Source organism: Massilia sp. DJPM01, from assembly GCF_030348125.1.
Taxonomy (GTDB): Bacteria; Pseudomonadota; Gammaproteobacteria; order Burkholderiales; family Burkholderiaceae_D; genus Telluria_A; species Telluria_A frigida.
Genome location: NZ_JAQOZV010000045.1, coordinates 49,993 through 63,467 on the forward strand (window position 1 = coordinate 49,993; position 13,475 = coordinate 63,467).

General features: G+C 60.8%; 16 protein-coding genes. 7 read left to right on the forward strand and 9 right to left on the reverse strand.

Annotated elements, in window-relative coordinates; genetic code table 11:
- Position 1 precedes the first annotated feature (1 nt).
- On the reverse strand, positions 2 to 1,192 hold the full coding sequence (locus tag PO883_RS24525) for an acyl-CoA dehydrogenase family protein (RefSeq protein ID WP_289312082.1): 1,191 nt from the start codon (positions 1,190 to 1,192) through the stop codon (positions 2 to 4).
- 166 nt (positions 1,193 to 1,358) lie between these two features.
- On the opposite strand from PO883_RS24525, the gene PO883_RS24530 reads away from it, so the two are divergent.
- The 4 genes from PO883_RS24530 to PO883_RS24545 all read left to right on the forward strand — a co-directional run bounded on the left by PO883_RS24530 (position 1,359) and on the right by PO883_RS24545 (position 5,032).
- The gene (locus PO883_RS24530) at positions 1,359 to 1,832 is read left to right on the forward strand and encodes an Rrf2 family transcriptional regulator (RefSeq protein WP_289312083.1); all 474 of its coding nucleotides are present in this window, start codon (positions 1,359 to 1,361) and stop codon (positions 1,830 to 1,832) included.
- A 293-nt stretch (positions 1,833 to 2,125) separates the two neighbouring features.
- Complete coding sequence (locus PO883_RS24535) at positions 2,126 to 3,349, forward strand: glycoside hydrolase family 19 protein (protein WP_289312084.1); 1,224 nt, start codon at positions 2,126 to 2,128, stop codon at positions 3,347 to 3,349.
- A 368-nt stretch (positions 3,350 to 3,717) separates the two neighbouring features.
- A complete protein-coding gene (locus PO883_RS24540) occupies positions 3,718 to 4,110 on the forward strand; it encodes a VOC family protein (RefSeq protein WP_289312085.1) in 393 nt (130 codons plus the stop codon).
- A gap of 148 nt (positions 4,111 to 4,258) precedes the next feature.
- Positions 4,259 to 5,032, forward strand: coding sequence for a DUF4184 family protein (locus tag PO883_RS24545; protein WP_289312086.1), 774 nt, complete (start codon positions 4,259 to 4,261; stop codon positions 5,030 to 5,032).
- 165 nt (positions 5,033 to 5,197) lie between these two features.
- Here PO883_RS24545 and PO883_RS24550 read toward each other — a convergent pair whose 3' ends face one another.
- Together PO883_RS24550 and PO883_RS24555 are read right to left on the reverse strand one after the other, a co-directional pair.
- A complete protein-coding gene (locus tag PO883_RS24550) occupies positions 5,198 to 7,438 on the reverse strand; it encodes a carboxy terminal-processing peptidase (RefSeq protein WP_289312087.1) in 2,241 nt (746 codons plus the stop codon).
- Between the two features lie 174 nt (positions 7,439 to 7,612).
- Positions 7,613 to 8,122, reverse strand: coding sequence for a hypothetical protein (locus tag PO883_RS24555; protein WP_289312088.1), 510 nt, complete (start codon positions 8,120 to 8,122; stop codon positions 7,613 to 7,615).
- 132 nt (positions 8,123 to 8,254) lie between these two features.
- Between PO883_RS24555 and PO883_RS24560 the strand changes: the two genes are divergently transcribed.
- Entirely contained in the window at positions 8,255 to 9,046 is a 792-nt protein-coding gene (locus PO883_RS24560; RefSeq protein WP_289312089.1) for a M24 family metallopeptidase, read from the forward strand.
- Positions 9,047 to 9,050: 4 nt separating this feature from the next.
- On the opposite strand, the gene PO883_RS24565 is transcribed toward PO883_RS24560, so the two are convergent.
- The 3 genes from PO883_RS24565 to PO883_RS24575 all read right to left on the reverse strand — a co-directional run bounded on the left by PO883_RS24565 (position 9,051) and on the right by PO883_RS24575 (position 10,260).
- A complete protein-coding gene (locus PO883_RS24565) occupies positions 9,051 to 9,728 on the reverse strand; it encodes a DUF1963 domain-containing protein (RefSeq protein WP_289312090.1) in 678 nt (225 codons plus the stop codon).
- Positions 9,725 to 9,931, reverse strand: a complete 207-nt coding sequence (locus PO883_RS24570; protein WP_289312091.1) for a hypothetical protein — start codon at positions 9,929 to 9,931, stop codon at positions 9,725 to 9,727. Before PO883_RS24570 ends, PO883_RS24565 begins: the two co-directional genes overlap by 4 nt.
- Before the next feature lie 80 nt (positions 9,932 to 10,011).
- Positions 10,012 to 10,260, reverse strand: a complete 249-nt coding sequence (locus tag PO883_RS24575) for a DUF3297 family protein (RefSeq protein WP_167087467.1) — start codon at positions 10,258 to 10,260, stop codon at positions 10,012 to 10,014.
- Between the two features lie 119 nt (positions 10,261 to 10,379).
- Here PO883_RS24575 and PO883_RS24580 point away from each other — a divergent pair, with 119 nt between their 5' ends.
- Positions 10,380 to 11,081: a hypothetical protein gene (locus tag PO883_RS24580; protein ID WP_289312092.1), complete on the forward strand. Its 702-nt coding sequence runs from the start codon at positions 10,380 to 10,382 to the stop codon at positions 11,079 to 11,081.
- A 198-nt stretch (positions 11,082 to 11,279) separates the two neighbouring features.
- On the forward strand, positions 11,280 to 11,993 hold the full coding sequence (locus PO883_RS24585; protein WP_289312093.1) for a hypothetical protein: 714 nt from the start codon (positions 11,280 to 11,282) through the stop codon (positions 11,991 to 11,993).
- 16 nt (positions 11,994 to 12,009) lie between these two features.
- On the opposite strand, the gene PO883_RS24590 is transcribed toward PO883_RS24585, so the two are convergent.
- From PO883_RS24590 to PO883_RS24600, 3 genes are all read right to left on the reverse strand, one after another.
- The gene (locus PO883_RS24590; protein ID WP_289312094.1) at positions 12,010 to 12,432 is read right to left on the reverse strand and encodes a hypothetical protein; all 423 of its coding nucleotides are present in this window, start codon (positions 12,430 to 12,432) and stop codon (positions 12,010 to 12,012) included.
- A 13-nt stretch (positions 12,433 to 12,445) separates the two neighbouring features.
- The gene (locus tag PO883_RS34945) at positions 12,446 to 12,613 is read right to left on the reverse strand and encodes a hypothetical protein (protein ID WP_308606134.1); all 168 of its coding nucleotides are present in this window, start codon (positions 12,611 to 12,613) and stop codon (positions 12,446 to 12,448) included.
- Between the two features lie 191 nt (positions 12,614 to 12,804).
- A partial coding sequence (locus PO883_RS24600; RefSeq protein WP_289312095.1) for a hypothetical protein occupies positions 12,805 to 13,475 on the reverse strand: 671 nt, incomplete at its 5' end.

Sequence of the window (13,475 nt, forward strand, 5' to 3'; positions counted from 1 at the left end):
CTCACAGGCCCAGGATCATCTGGGTGATGATATTGCGTTGAATCTCGTTCGAGCCGCCATAGATGGAGGTCTTGCGGAAATTGAAGTAGTGCGCGGCCAGCGGCGCGGCGTCGTCATCGTCGAATACGCTGTGCGGCGTTGCCGATTCCAGATAGGCCGGGTCGAACGGCAGCGCCATCGGGCCGACCGCTTCGACCATCAGCTCCGTGAGGGTCTGCTGGATTTCGGTGCCGCGCACCTTGAGCACCGACGCTTCCGGTCCGGGCGCCTTGTGCTCTTGCGCCAGCACGCGCATGACGGTCATCTCCAGCGCCATCAGTTCGATTTCCAGGGTGGCCACCTTGGCCGCGAACAGCGGGTCGTCGATCAGCGGTTTTCCATTCTTGTTGCGCTGCGCGGCGATGCGCTTGAGCGAGCCCAGTTCGCGCTTGGAGCGGCCCACGGCGGCAATCCCCGTGCGTTCGTGGCCGAGCAGGTATTTGGCGTAGGTCCAACCCTTGTTTTCCTTGCCGACCAGGTTTTGCACGGGCACGCGCACATGATCGAAAAAGACTTCGTTCACTTCATGGTCTTCGTCAAGCATGATGATCGGACGTACCGTCACGCCGGGGCTGTGCATGTCGATCAGGAGGAAGGAGATGCCTTCCTGCTTGCGCACGCCGCTATCGGTGCGCACCAGGCAAAAGATCATGTCGGCATGCTGGGCCAGGGTGGTCCAGGTTTTCTGGCCGTTGACGACGTAAAAGTCGCCATCGCGTTCGGCGCTGGTCTTGAGCGACGCGAGGTCGGAGCCGGCGCCCGGTTCCGAGTAGCCCTGGCACCACCAGTCCTCGCAGGACAGGATGCGCGGCAGGAAGTGGGCTTTCTGTGCGTCGCTGCCGAAGGCCATGATGACCGGGGCGACCATGTTGACGCCGAACGGCAGGATGGGCGGGGTGCCGGCGCGGGCGCATTCTTCTTCCCAGATGTGGCGCTGCACGGCGCTCCAGCCCGGACCGCCGAATTCGGTCGGCCAGCCCGGCGCCACCCAGCCCTGTTTGGCGAGGGTCTGGTGCCAGCGCACGTAGTCGTCCTTCGACAGGCGCAGGTGCTGGCGCACCTTGTGCTGCAGATCGGCCGGAAGATTGGCGTCGAGGAAGGCGCGCGCTTGGTCGCGGAACGCCAGGTCCTCGCTCGTATAGTTCAGGTCCATACAGTCTCCTTGTTGTCATCGCCTAAAAATAGCACGACCGTTCACAATGATTGTACCCGAAATAATCGCGCCGGGAAGATGGCTTTTTGCGGGCATGAAGATCGGTCCACGCGGTACGCCGCGAGGCGGTAAACTGTGCGTTCAGATCACCTCGACCGACAATTGAATGAGAACAGACAGCCGCCTTTCCCGCGTGCTTCATGTGCTGCTGCACATGGCCAGGCACGACGGACCTTTGACATCGGAACACATCGCGAAAATGCTGGATACGAATCCGGTGGTGGTGCGGCGCACCATGGCCGGCTTGCGCGAGGCTGGCTATGTGACCTCCGGCGCGGGCAAGCATGGGGGCTGGTCGATGGCGTGCGATTTACGGTCGGTGACACTGCTCGATATTCATCGCGCGGTTGGCGGGCCGCATTTGTTCGCTATTGGCGTCGATAACGAGCATCCCGGCTGCGCGGTAGAAAAGGTGGTCAACCAGGCGCTGGGCGAGGCGCTGCAACGGGCGCAGGCGATCCTGATCGAGAGTTTGGGGAATGTGGTGCTGGCCGATCTGGCGCAGCAGTTCGACCAGTTGTGCGTGGACGGTGGATGGGACATCGCGGCACGGCACGGCAATAGCAACGCGAAGGGCTAGTCGCGGCAGGCGACCATCTCAAGCACGCTTCCGCACCGCAGTCGAGGGCGTTAAACGGTCTCCCTCATTTCCTCAGTGGCCCAATTTGGTATTAATTTCCTCCAACTTGGTATGCATATATCCGATTATTGGTGTTATATTGGTATACCGATCTTGCACATAAAACATCGGAATTGTCGCGTAAATCGATTCCGCCTCATCACCGCGCGGGCACGGAGTGACGCGCGGCACACGGATCGACCAGGTTTATCTCCGGCATGCAAGTGCCCCGACAATTTGATATGGAGCCTCAATTGAACAGAACAATCCTCAATAGCCTGATCATCAGCGTACTGGGCGGGACGCTGGCCGCCTGCGGCGGCGGCGGCGACAATACGTCCACCGGCACCCAGTCATCCCAAAGCAAGATGTTGGCGGCAACGAGCGTCTGTAACGCAGCGTGGAACAGCACCACCGTCTATGATGGCGGCAAGTCGGCCAGCTACGGGGGGATCAACTACACGGCCGCCTACTGGACGCAGGGCGACAATCCATCGACCAACAGCGGGGCCGCTGGAAGTGGCAAGCCATGGACGGTGAGTGGCTCGTGCGGCACCACGCCGACACCGACGCCAACACCGACACCGACGCCAACACCGACGCCGACACCCACCCCGACACCGACCTGCTCATCCCAGACCTGGAGCGCAGGAGTGAACTACAGCTTGGGCAGCGTGGTGAAGTACCCAGCTAACGGCAATTTCTACAAGGTCGTCAATAGCGGCACCAACGGCTCCGACGGTACTGATCCGATCATTAGCACCTGGTATTGGCAGCAAACTACGTGTGGCAGCACGCCAACGCCGACGCCTACTCCCGACCCGGCAGGTAGTTTTTCCGGCCTGTCAAAAGCGCAGTTCGAAGCATGGTTCCCCAGCCGCAGTTCGTTCTACCAATACGCCGACTTCGTCACTGCAGCAGGGTACTATCCAGGCTTTGCCAAGTCGGGCAACGCTACCCTGGACAAGCAGGAAGTGGCCGCCTTCTTCGCCAACCTGCAGCACGAGTCGGACAACCTGAGGGCAGTGAGGGAGTACAACACCGCCAACTGGCCCTTGTACTGCGACGTAAACTGGGTACGCGTCGCCTGCAAGAGCACCAACATGGTCGACCAGTACTTCGGTCGCGGCCCGATCCAGATCAGCTGGACCTCGAACTACCGCAGTCTGGGCAACGCCATGGGCCTGGGCGAGCAACTGGTGAACAATCCGGAACTGTTGGCCACCAACGCCACCATTGCCTGGAGAAGTGCGGTCTGGTACTGGATGACCCAACCGGGCCGCGCCGGCAGGGCGGCGCATGACTCGATGGTGGGCGGATACGGTTTCGGCCAGACCATCAATGCCATTAACGGCAATCGCGAATGCGCAGGCGGCACCGAGTACCAGGGGCCGGCACAGATGCAGACCCGGGTGAATTACTACACGACCTTCACCCAGAACTTGGGCGTACCCACCGGTCCTCATCTGACTTGCTGACAGGCACGGGCTGAAGCGCAGGCCTGAAACGTAAATGGCGGCATCGATGTCCTGATGCCGCCATTTCCCTATCTGCGCGCCTGGACTCGGTGGATCATGTACCCATCCGTAGCTGGCCGCTTTTCAAGGCCAGAGCGGTTTAGCGTACACTGTTTCAATCGATCCGTTGACGGCTATTCAATGACCCAAGCCGTGCACAGCCAAGCCCGCACCACGCACCACGCCACGCTGTTAAAGCTTATGATCACGAAACTTTTCCACGCAACAGGACTGACGAGGACGCAGTCCAATGTCGTTCCCGTCAGTGTCAATTTTAAGCACCACAAGAATCACGCCCTGAGAACAGTCAGGATATAAGGAGAAACAGTATGTTCAATCACATCATGGTGGGCACGAACGATATCGAGCGCTCAAAACGGTTCTACGACGCGCTGCTTGGCATGCTCGGCGCGGGCGAGCCGCTTCGCAACGTGGCCGCCTCCGGTCACACCCGGCTGTTCTATCGCCATGCTGGAAACACGTTTTGCATCACCGAGCCGATCAACGGCGAGGAAGCGACGTGCTCGAACGGCGCGACGATCGGCTTCAAGTGCAACTCGCCTGAGCAGGTAACGCAATTTCACGATGTCGCGGTGGCGCATGGCGGCGTATCGTGCGAAGCCCCTCCGGGTTTGCGTGAAGGCGACATGGGCGCCATGTATTTATCGTATGTACGCGATCCGGACGGTAATAAACTCTGCGCGCTGCATCGCCCTAAATAATCCCTGGGTGACATGCCATCGCCTGCTGGGACAGCAGTGCGACGATACGCATTGACCTTCAGGCGCACGCTCAGCGCTCGTTCATTGCCAGATTTTCCGGCACGCGGCCGCTGAGCAGTGGCCGAACGGCGCGGCAATAAAGGCTCAGATGCCATTTACCTTATGCCATCCCGCCATCGTCATTCCCTTGCATCGATGTGCACGCGCTGTCACATCCCTGCCGGCGCTGGTGATCGGCAGCATGATGCCCGATTTCGTCTACTTCTTTGCCTTTGGCGTCAGCGGCAGGTTCAGTCACAGCGTGCCGGGGATATTCCTGTATTGCGTCCCCGTCGGCGTCCTGGTGTATCTCCTCTATTCCGCACTGTTGAGGCAAGCATTCCATGCGTGGCTGCCGCAAGCGGTGAGCGCGCGCATGGCGTGGCAGATTCCCATGCCTTTGCAAAATGTGCGAACGGTATCGGTCATGCTCGTTTCACTGGCGATCGGCGCGTCGACCCATATCATCTGGGATAGTTTCACTCACCCCGATACGGTACTTGTGTCCCGCCTCGGCCTGCTACGCACGCTGGTCACGGTCGGCGGCCACGATATACCCGTATTCAAAGTTCTTCAGCACATGAGCAGCCTGGTCGGATTCATCGTTATCGCCAGCTATGCCGCCGCCTGGTTTTCACGCAGCGAGCCGGGCCCGCCTTATCAACCTTGTTTCACTGACAGGCAGCGGCTGCTGGCCCTGGCCGCTGGTGGGGCGGCAAGCGTGCTTGGTGGCGCGTGGGGGCGACTGTTTCGACGCGTGACATCGACTGAACACGGAATTTTCAATATGGTGACGACGGGTATGGCTTCAGGAGCAATCGCGATCGCGCTCGTTTGCGTCGGCTGGAACGCATACGTCCGTACCAGGACGCGGACACGCTGACGCCAGCGGGGATGGCGCCAGCGTCCAATGGACGCTGTTCTGCGCCTCCCGATAGCGATATGGGAGGAGCTGCCGTCGCCATAGCCGGGCACAACTCGCATACATCAGCACGTAAACGACTGCGGGGCCTCAACGGCCCCGCATTGCGAACTATTGCAGACCTGCTCAGTTACCCGCTTTAACAGCCGGCAAATAAGGCATCAGGCGCGCCGCCATGCGCGTATCGGTCTTGAGCATCTCGATTTCGTCGGCCAGGATGTGCGCCGCTTCCTGCAGCATCACGTCCTTGACATCCTTGGCCGCTTTTTCGGCGGCCAGCTCGGATGCCAGATTGCGCTCGTCGGCCTGCAAGCCATCGTCCTGACGATTCGGCTTGGTGGCGGCGGCCTTGGCGGTCTTGGCCGGCGACGCCAGCTTGCTGCGCGCATCCTTGGCGTCGGTCATATCGGCCGGCTCGTCGGTGACGGCGGCACGCAGGGCGACCTGGCGTGCCTCGCGCTGCTTGGCCTTGGCTTCGAGCGCATCGCGTTCCTTGCGGCGCACCGCTTCGTTCAGCGAGATCACGTTATCCTTGCGCAACTTACGCAGCTCGGCCATATCTTCCTGCAAGTACTGGAAGTCCTTGTCCTTGGCGATGCGCGCTTCGTGGCGCTTTTGCAGCGGAGCAACCAGTTGCTTGAGGTTGCCCGACGGCGTGAACGCCACCGGCTTGATCGCTACCCACGGCAGGGCATTGTCGTAGCTCGACTCGCCGAAGCCTTCCGGATCGGAAGTGACCGGCATCTTGATGTCGGGCGTAACGCCGCGCAACTGCGTGGTACCGCCGTTGATGCGGAAAAATTGCGCGATGGTCATCTTGAGTTCGCCGTAGCGCGCTTTTTCGCCCGGATTGCCCCGGTCGAGGTTGACCAGGGTCTGGACAGTGCCCTTGCCGAAACTCGGTTCGCCCATCACCAGGCCACGGCCGTAATCCTGGATGGCGGCGGCGAAGATTTCGGACGCCGATGCGGAGCCGCGATTGATCAGCACGCCCATCGGACCATCCCAGGCCAGGCCCGGCTGGGTGTCGTTTTCGACCTCGACCTTGCCTTCGGCGCTGCGCTGCATGACAACCGGGCCTTTATCGATGAACAAGCCGGTCAGCTCGACCGCCTCGCCCAGGGCGCCGCCGCCATTGTTACGCAGGTCGATCAGCACATTGTCGACTTTCTCTTTCTTGAGCTCGCCCAGGATGCGGGCCACGTCGCGCGTGGCGCTCTTGAAATCCTTGTCGCCACGGCGGCGCGCCTCGAAGTCCAGATAGAAGGTTGGCAGGGAAATCACACCCACCCGGCGCTTGACGCCGCCTTCCTTGACTTCGATGATGGTTTTCTTGGCGGCTTGCTCTTCCATGTTGATTTTCTTGCGCACTAGCGCCACCGTGACGGTCTTGCCGTCGGTACCGGCGTCGACCGGCAGCACGTTCAGGCGCACCACCGATTCCTTGGGACCACGAATCAGCTGCACCACGTCATCGATACGCCAGCCGAGCACGTCGGTGAAGCCCGGCGAATCGGCCTGGGCCACGCCGACGATGCGGTCGCCGACCTTGAGCTTGCCGGACATGCCGGCCGGGCTGCCCACCACGATTTCGCGGATGACGGTGTAGTCTTCGCGCTGTTGCAGCACGGCGCCGATGCCGTCGAGCGACAAACGCATGGCGATGGCGAAATTGTCGGCCGAACGCGGGCCGAGGTAGTTGGTGTGCGGCTCGATCGAGGTGGCGTAGGCATTCATGAAGGTCATGAACACATCTTCGCTGTCGACCTTGCTCATGCGGCCGGCGTAATTTTCGTAGCGCTTGTCCAGCGTTTCGCGGATCGACTTGTCATCTTTTCCAGCGAGCTTGAGGCGCAGCCAATCGTTCTTGACGCGCTTGCGCCACAAATCGCGTGCTTCGTCCAGGTTTTTCGGCCAGGCGGCTTTTTCGCGGTCGATCTGGAAGGTTTCGTCGACGGTGAAGTCGAACTTGCCCTTGAGCAGTTCACGCGAATAGGTGAAGCGCTCGTTGAAGCGCTGCTGGTACAGGCTGTACATGCTGAACGGCGTGGTCAGGTTTTCTGTCTTGATCGCGTCGTCGAGCTTGTTGCGGATACTGTCGAAGGAATCGATATCGCTCTGCAGGAAATGCAGGCGGTCGCCATCGAGCGACTTGAGGTAGCGGTCGAAAATCTTTTCGGACATCGCATCGTCGAGCGGCGTGACCTTGTAATGGTGGCGTCCAAAGACGGTGGCGGCCCAGGCGGCGGCCTGCGTTTGCGTCGCAACCGGCCGCAGCTGGGTGGCGCCTACCTTGACGGGCTGCGGGACTGCCGCGTGTGTCGTCGCGGCAAATGCCAGTGCGACCATCAACATGTGCTTCTTCATTCGTTGTCTCTCCGAGCGGGAACTGGTGTTATCTGCGGGCGAAACCGTGCACTGCAAGGGCGCCCAGCCGCTAAATCGGCTACTGCTGCTGATTCTAACAGGATAGTGGCGTGGGGCAGAGCCAGCCAGCGCGTTGCCGCGAAACCGAGCTTACGGGTTGGCGGCGGTGCGGGTTCATGGATTTACAAATTGAAACAGGTGCGGCCGGAAGTGAAACACCACCCAGGCCGCGCCGACGATAATAAACAGATAAGGCCAGGAGCGTATTGCGATACGCCAATCGACCATCGATGGCCAGAACGACAGGAACTGGGGCGCCAACGCCAGCGCAATGAACAGGTCGCGCAGGTCGAACTGCCAGCTCTGGCGGGTGCGCCACCAGGCCACGCAGAACGGCAGCAGCACGATCATCAGCGGCGCCAGGGCGGCCGGCGCGGCGTTATACCAGCGCACCCGCGTCAGGATGACCGAACCGAGTTCCCAGTGCCGCCCTACCCTGCGCGGAATTACTGTGAACGAGGCGGGCCGCGCGCCGGTCAGCAAACCGGCCACGAAGTGCGCCAGTTCATGGCAGATGGTGCCGGCCACGGTGAACAGGAAAAAGAACGGATGGGCGCCGGCCAGCACCCGGATCACCAGCGCCAGCGCAGCCGATGGCGCGAGGTAGAGGAGAATTTCCTTCATGGGGCGGCTATCGGCAATGCGGCGGGGAATTGTCCGGCGTTCATGGCCGAACTTATACCATACACCAGGCCGACAGGACGCCCGCATGCTATCGTGCGTGCCTCACTCCGCGCCCCGCCGAATTGACCGCCCATGCCCCTGTTTACCGTCATCCACCCGACCGTTCCCAATCCACCCGCCGTAAACGACCGGATCACGCTGCTGGCGCGCGCCCACAGCAAGCTGCTTGCGGTCTTGCTGGACGCGGTGAGGCCGGGCATGGCGACCGCCGGCCTGGCCGACATCGCGCGCGAGCAGGCGGCAACACTCGGAATCGGGCTGTCGTTCCGCACCAAGATGGGCTTTCCCGATGATATTTCGGTATGCATCAATACGCAGGTGATGAATGGCGTTCCAAACCGGAACACCCTGATCAAGGATGGCGATATCGTCAAGATCGCCTTCGGTAGCACCGATGGCGGCGGCGCGTTTTGCGTGCAGAACTGGAGCATGCAGGCCGGAACCATCCTTCCCGCACGGCGTGCGCTACTGAACGACGCCCGCGACAGCCTTGACGACGCGCTGGCGTATTGCCGTCCCGGCATCAAGGTATCGGAACTGGCCGCGCGGCTGGCCAGGTCGGCGGCGGAAAAGGGATTCTGGCTATCGACCGAATTTGCGGGCCATATGATCGGTCCGGAACCTGTCATGCCGCCCTCGATCGTGAAACCGAAGGGTCTGTTCGCCACCGACCATGCGCTAACCGAAGGCACGGTACTATCGCTGTTCGTGCTGGCGCATGCCGCCAGGCCGCGCCTGGACCGGCGCGACGATGGCTGGACAGTGGTGGACCGCAAGCACGGGATGTCGGCCGCGTACAGCCACATGGTGCGGGTGGCGGCGCTGCCGCAGCTGCTGACGTCGCCGTATCGGCTGCACGCCTGAGGCACTAGTAAAACTGGCATTCCCAGCGCCACTGGCCGTCGGACGAGCGGTAAAAGTAGCCGATCCCGTTATCGCCCCACATCCAGCCGACCTTCTCTTCCGAGCCGACCTGGAACACGAAGTCATGCAGGCCGGCACCGTGCTGGATCTCGTACGGATAGCCGCCGGCCTTGGTGCCGATATTGCGCGAAAAATCGTCGAAGAATGCATCGGATGCGGCCTCGTCCCCGTTGACCGCTGTCAGGCCGACAATTTCCCAAGCCCCCTCCCAGCCCGGCGCATCGTCGTCCACGCGGGTCCAGCGGATGGGAAAGGGCCGGAAAGGATGCGCCACCCCGGGCAGCGCCACAAGGCCGTCGACGCTGCGGTATTCGCGGATCAGCCATCCTTCGCCGTGCGGCAGGTCGAAGGGATGGCGCGACAAATTCTGGAACAGCACCAGCAGCGCGACGTCGCGCAATTGCTCAGGCACGAATGGCAGTTCGCTGACCCGGATCTGCAGCAGCGGGAACATGGCACTGCCTTCAAATTCGGGCAATGTTTCGTGCGGCAAGCCGACGCCGCGTCCGAACCACGATGTCAGCGGGTCCTGCGGCGGACGAAAACCGCCGGCGGTGCCCAGCGACGCGCTGCGCAGCGCCAGGCGCAGCTGGTCCAGTTCGGCGCGGGCGGCGGGGTTCATGGCGTGGCGTAGCGTAGCTCCAATGCGAGCACGCGGCGCTGGATATCGGCGGCGTAAAAACCGGACGAATTGAGGGTATGGATTTCGACGATCTTCATGCCATTCGCGCAATCGCAGGCGTCGATGCCGAACCGTTCCAGGTCGGCGATCAGGGCGTCCCAGCCAGTTTCGGACAGAAAACGCTGTCGCTGGATCGAGTACACCCTATATCCTTAGCGGGGATGAAAATGGAATAACAGGTGCATCACCCGGCGTTACCTCCGCCGGATGACGTCAAACCGCTCTATTTATAGAACGCTTCGACCTTGCCTTTGAGTTTGATCAGCATCGGATGGCCCTTGCGGTCCAGTGCTTTGCCGGATGGAATCTTGATCCAGCCTTCGCTGATGCAGTATTCCTCGACGTTGAGGTATTCCTTGTCGTTGAGCTTGATGGCGACGTCGCGTTCGAACGCAGCTTCATTGTGAAAAGGGCTGCGCGGGTCGATCGACAGGCGGTCGGGCAATGGGGGGAGTGTCGTGGTATCGTTCATGGGCGAATTATCCACCAGATCGGCGCGCAGTACAACGGGCTTCGGTGCCGCCTTTTGCAGCAATGGCAAGTATGGCATCATGCGCCTTTCGGGCAGCACGCCCAACTTGAAAGGAAATCATGACAGCACTGACACGACTGAGGGATGCGGAAGACGCCATGCGCGAAGGCCGCCATGAGGAGGCATTGGACGCCTTTATCTGGTTCTATCAGCATGCCCTGGAAGAAGATCCGTCGCTGGAAGAAATGCGCTACTACCTGATCGGCATGTGGGTCGAACTCGGCAAGGCGTACCCCAAGGCGCTCGAGGCGCTGCGCACGATCCGCAGCGAAAAAACCGATGCGCTGCTGGGTGGCGAAAGCGACCGGGAATTATTTTGGGATATCGTCATCATCGATGCGGAACTCGGCACTACGGCGGCGACCTATCAGTTCTATCTCGCGCTTGCCGAGGCGTGCCCGGTGTTTGCGGCCGAGTGCGCGCTGATTGCCATGCCCGCGATTGTAGAGGCGCAGGATTATGCGCTGGCGGCACGCCTGATGCCGGCAGCGGAGCCGTTTGTGCGCGAAATGGCCATCGTGCTCGAACAAGAGATTGCTGCAATCAAGCACCGTCCGTTGTCGCGAACGCCCGAGCGCTGGGCAGAAATCACCACGTATATCAGCGAAGTACAGCGGGTGCTCACCGTCCTGGCCGGGAATGGCGATCCTGACGAAGCGGCCCGCATCAAGGCACTTGCGGTGAGCCTGATCAAAAGCCCGTCCGTGCGCAGGGAAGTCGCGGCGGGATTGAGCAAACGTGCAAAGGTACGGCGCTCCTGACAGCATCCGTCGCGGCATGGGCGATTCATGCTGCCGTGTAGGCTTGCAGCAGCGCGTCCGCGTTTGCCGCATCGGCAATATGCAGCAGGACCGTCTGATTTAGTTCCAATACCAGGCGGGACGCAGCGTATTTATATAGGCCGAAAGCATCTTCGATCAGATCGAGGGTTGACTAAGCACCCATCTTTAAGGGGAAACATGAACGGACACGAACGGCTCCAGAATGCGGCAAAAGCCTCGCGCGAAGGTCGCCACGAAGAAGCCTTACAGGAATTTATCTGGTTCCATCATCACGCGCTGGAGGAGGAACCGTCGCTGTACGGTGTGAGGTTGTCCTTCGCGCTCGGTTATTGGACGGAGCTGGGGCAAGTCTATCCAAAAGCGCTCGACGCGCTGCGCGCCATTCGCAAGGACAAGGCGGAAGCACTGCTACGTGGCGACGCCGGGCTGGAGTGGTTTCGGGATGTCATGGCCATCGACAGGGAGCTTGGCAATACTACCCTCACCTATCAGCTTTACGTAGCGCTTGCAGAGTCGTGTCCGGCGCTGGCGACGGAATGCGCACGCGCGGCTTTACCCGCGATTGTGGCGGCGAAGGACTATGCACTAGCAGCCTGTCTGATGCCGCCACCCGAGCCGCTACTACGCCAACGCGCAATCATGCTCGAACACGATATCGGACGCATCAAACATCGAGCCGTTACTCGCGCCCCCGCACGTTGGGCCACTATCTTTAATTACGTCGACGAGGTAAAGCGGCTGGTCACGATTCTGGCCGGGAACGAGGATTTTGCGGAAGCCACCCGTATCAATGCCCTGGCAATCAGCGTGATCAAAAGCCCGTCCGTGCGCAGGGATGTGGCGGCGCAATTCATCAAGCCTTCCAAGCCGCCGCGCTCCTCACGGCGTTAAGCGCGACAAGACCGATTTACGCTGCAGCGTACGCTTGCAGCAGCGCTTCCTCGTTTGCCGCGTCGGCAATATGCAGCAGGACCGTCTGCTTCAGTTTCACGACCGGATGCGCCACATCGTGCTTGCAAAAGCCGAACACATCGGCGAGCAAGTCGTCGGCATGCCACGAGGTGGGAATGAAATGCTGGTCCGGGATTTCGCCGAAGTCGAACGCTTCGATATTGGCCATGTCGACCGCGTCGTCCCAGGAACTGCAATCGATACCCCAGGCGATCATGTAGCGGCAACCGGATTTGACGATCCAGTCGCTGACCTGCGATTGCCATTCCGGCGACACGGCGGCATCGGCGATGACCACCATCTTGTACGGCGCCGGCTGCACGCGCCCGGTGGGCGTATCGCCCGGCGCAAGATGAATATAGGTGACGGGATGAGACATGCTGCACACACCTCTATACCAGCGGGATTTTTCGCCCCGAGTAAAAACACCGGCCGCAAGCCCGGCGATACTGTTCGTTTCCGCCGATGCTGACCTGCTCGCCTTCCCTGATCCGCTTGCCCTGCCCGTCCACACAGATATTCATCGTGGCTTTCTTGCCGCAGGTGCAGATATTCTTCAATTCCTCGATATCGTCGGCCAGCGCCAGTTACCGGGCCGGGCCGGGCGCGAAGATCGCAGCGCAATCCATCGCAAATCACCGCCACGCCTCTGGCCGTCCAGGCACGCGTTTTCGACGGCACAGCCTATGCGCCCCGGCCGTGGATATCTGCATCAGTCAGCGCGCATTCGACCAAACCCGGCGGCCAGCCATCAACCAAGCGTTCTATCCGTACCAAGAGGGTAGCCAATCTCGGCAGCGTCGCGATACGTGACATCCACCTCTGCGTCCGGGTTGAGCGCCAGGATAATCGCGTCGCTCAGGGGAGCATGGCCAAACACCGTGGAAACTGCCTGATGGTCTACCGGAATCTCATAGTAACTCTCAGCCCACGCCTGATATCCGGATGGACCGCCGACGAGCAGGGACAGCAAGTCCGCCGAACCATCGTCTTGAAACGTGCCGTGCACCTTGTTCCAAGCCGAATCATCAGCTTTTCGCCAATAGCAAAACGTTGCGTCTTGCATGGAGAAGGCCGGCTCGCTCAAGAACGCCGAAAATTCGCATGGAACCTGGACCTGTAACTTCGCACTGAAGGTCTTATCATCGGTCAATTCGTGGGCAAACCCTTTCAGAGCAGCGCCAACTGAATCGAACAGCACGAACCAATCATCCCCGGACCCGTTGCGCATGGACGCCATTTCCATTCCCGGTGCCCAGGCGCGGTTGAAGCTGAAATAGCGATACTGCCATTCCGGACAAAGGACGGCATCCAACATTGCCAGTGACTGCGCGGCTGCACGAAGTTCGGGAATGGAGGGAAGGCAGATTGGCGTCATGTCTATTTGTCGTTCACTGGATGAGTCATCGTCCGGGATGCAAG

What these genes read in the sequence shown, in the direction of transcription:
- PO883_RS24545 (WP_289312086.1), top strand. Translation starts at nt 4,259, where the DNA reads ATGCCATTTACCTTATGCCATCCCGCCATCGTCATTCCCTTGCATCGA.
- PO883_RS24560 (WP_289312089.1), top strand. Translation starts at nt 8,255, where the DNA reads ATGCCCCTGTTTACCGTCATCCACCCGACCGTTCCCAATCCACCCGCC.
- PO883_RS24590 (WP_289312094.1), bottom strand. Translation starts at nt 12,432, where the DNA reads ATGTCTCATCCCGTCACCTATATTCATCTTGCGCCGGGCGATACGCCC.
- PO883_RS24580 (WP_289312092.1), top strand. Translation starts at nt 10,380, where the DNA reads ATGACAGCACTGACACGACTGAGGGATGCGGAAGACGCCATGCGCGAA.
- PO883_RS24565 (WP_289312090.1), bottom strand. Translation starts at nt 9,728, where the DNA reads ATGAACCCCGCCGCCCGCGCCGAACTGGACCAGCTGCGCCTGGCGCTG.
- PO883_RS24525 (WP_289312082.1), bottom strand. Translation starts at nt 1,192, where the DNA reads ATGGACCTGAACTATACGAGCGAGGACCTGGCGTTCCGCGACCAAGCG.
- PO883_RS24575 (WP_167087467.1), bottom strand. Translation starts at nt 10,260, where the DNA reads ATGAACGATACCACGACACTCCCCCCATTGCCCGACCGCCTGTCGATC.
- PO883_RS24555 (WP_289312088.1), bottom strand. Translation starts at nt 8,122, where the DNA reads ATGAAGGAAATTCTCCTCTACCTCGCGCCATCGGCTGCGCTGGCGCTG.
- PO883_RS24530 (WP_289312083.1), top strand. Translation starts at nt 1,359, where the DNA reads ATGAGAACAGACAGCCGCCTTTCCCGCGTGCTTCATGTGCTGCTGCAC.
- PO883_RS24540 (WP_289312085.1), top strand. Translation starts at nt 3,718, where the DNA reads ATGTTCAATCACATCATGGTGGGCACGAACGATATCGAGCGCTCAAAA.
- PO883_RS24585 (WP_289312093.1), top strand. Translation starts at nt 11,280, where the DNA reads ATGAACGGACACGAACGGCTCCAGAATGCGGCAAAAGCCTCGCGCGAA.
- PO883_RS24550 (WP_289312087.1), bottom strand. Translation starts at nt 7,438, where the DNA reads ATGAAGAAGCACATGTTGATGGTCGCACTGGCATTTGCCGCGACGACA.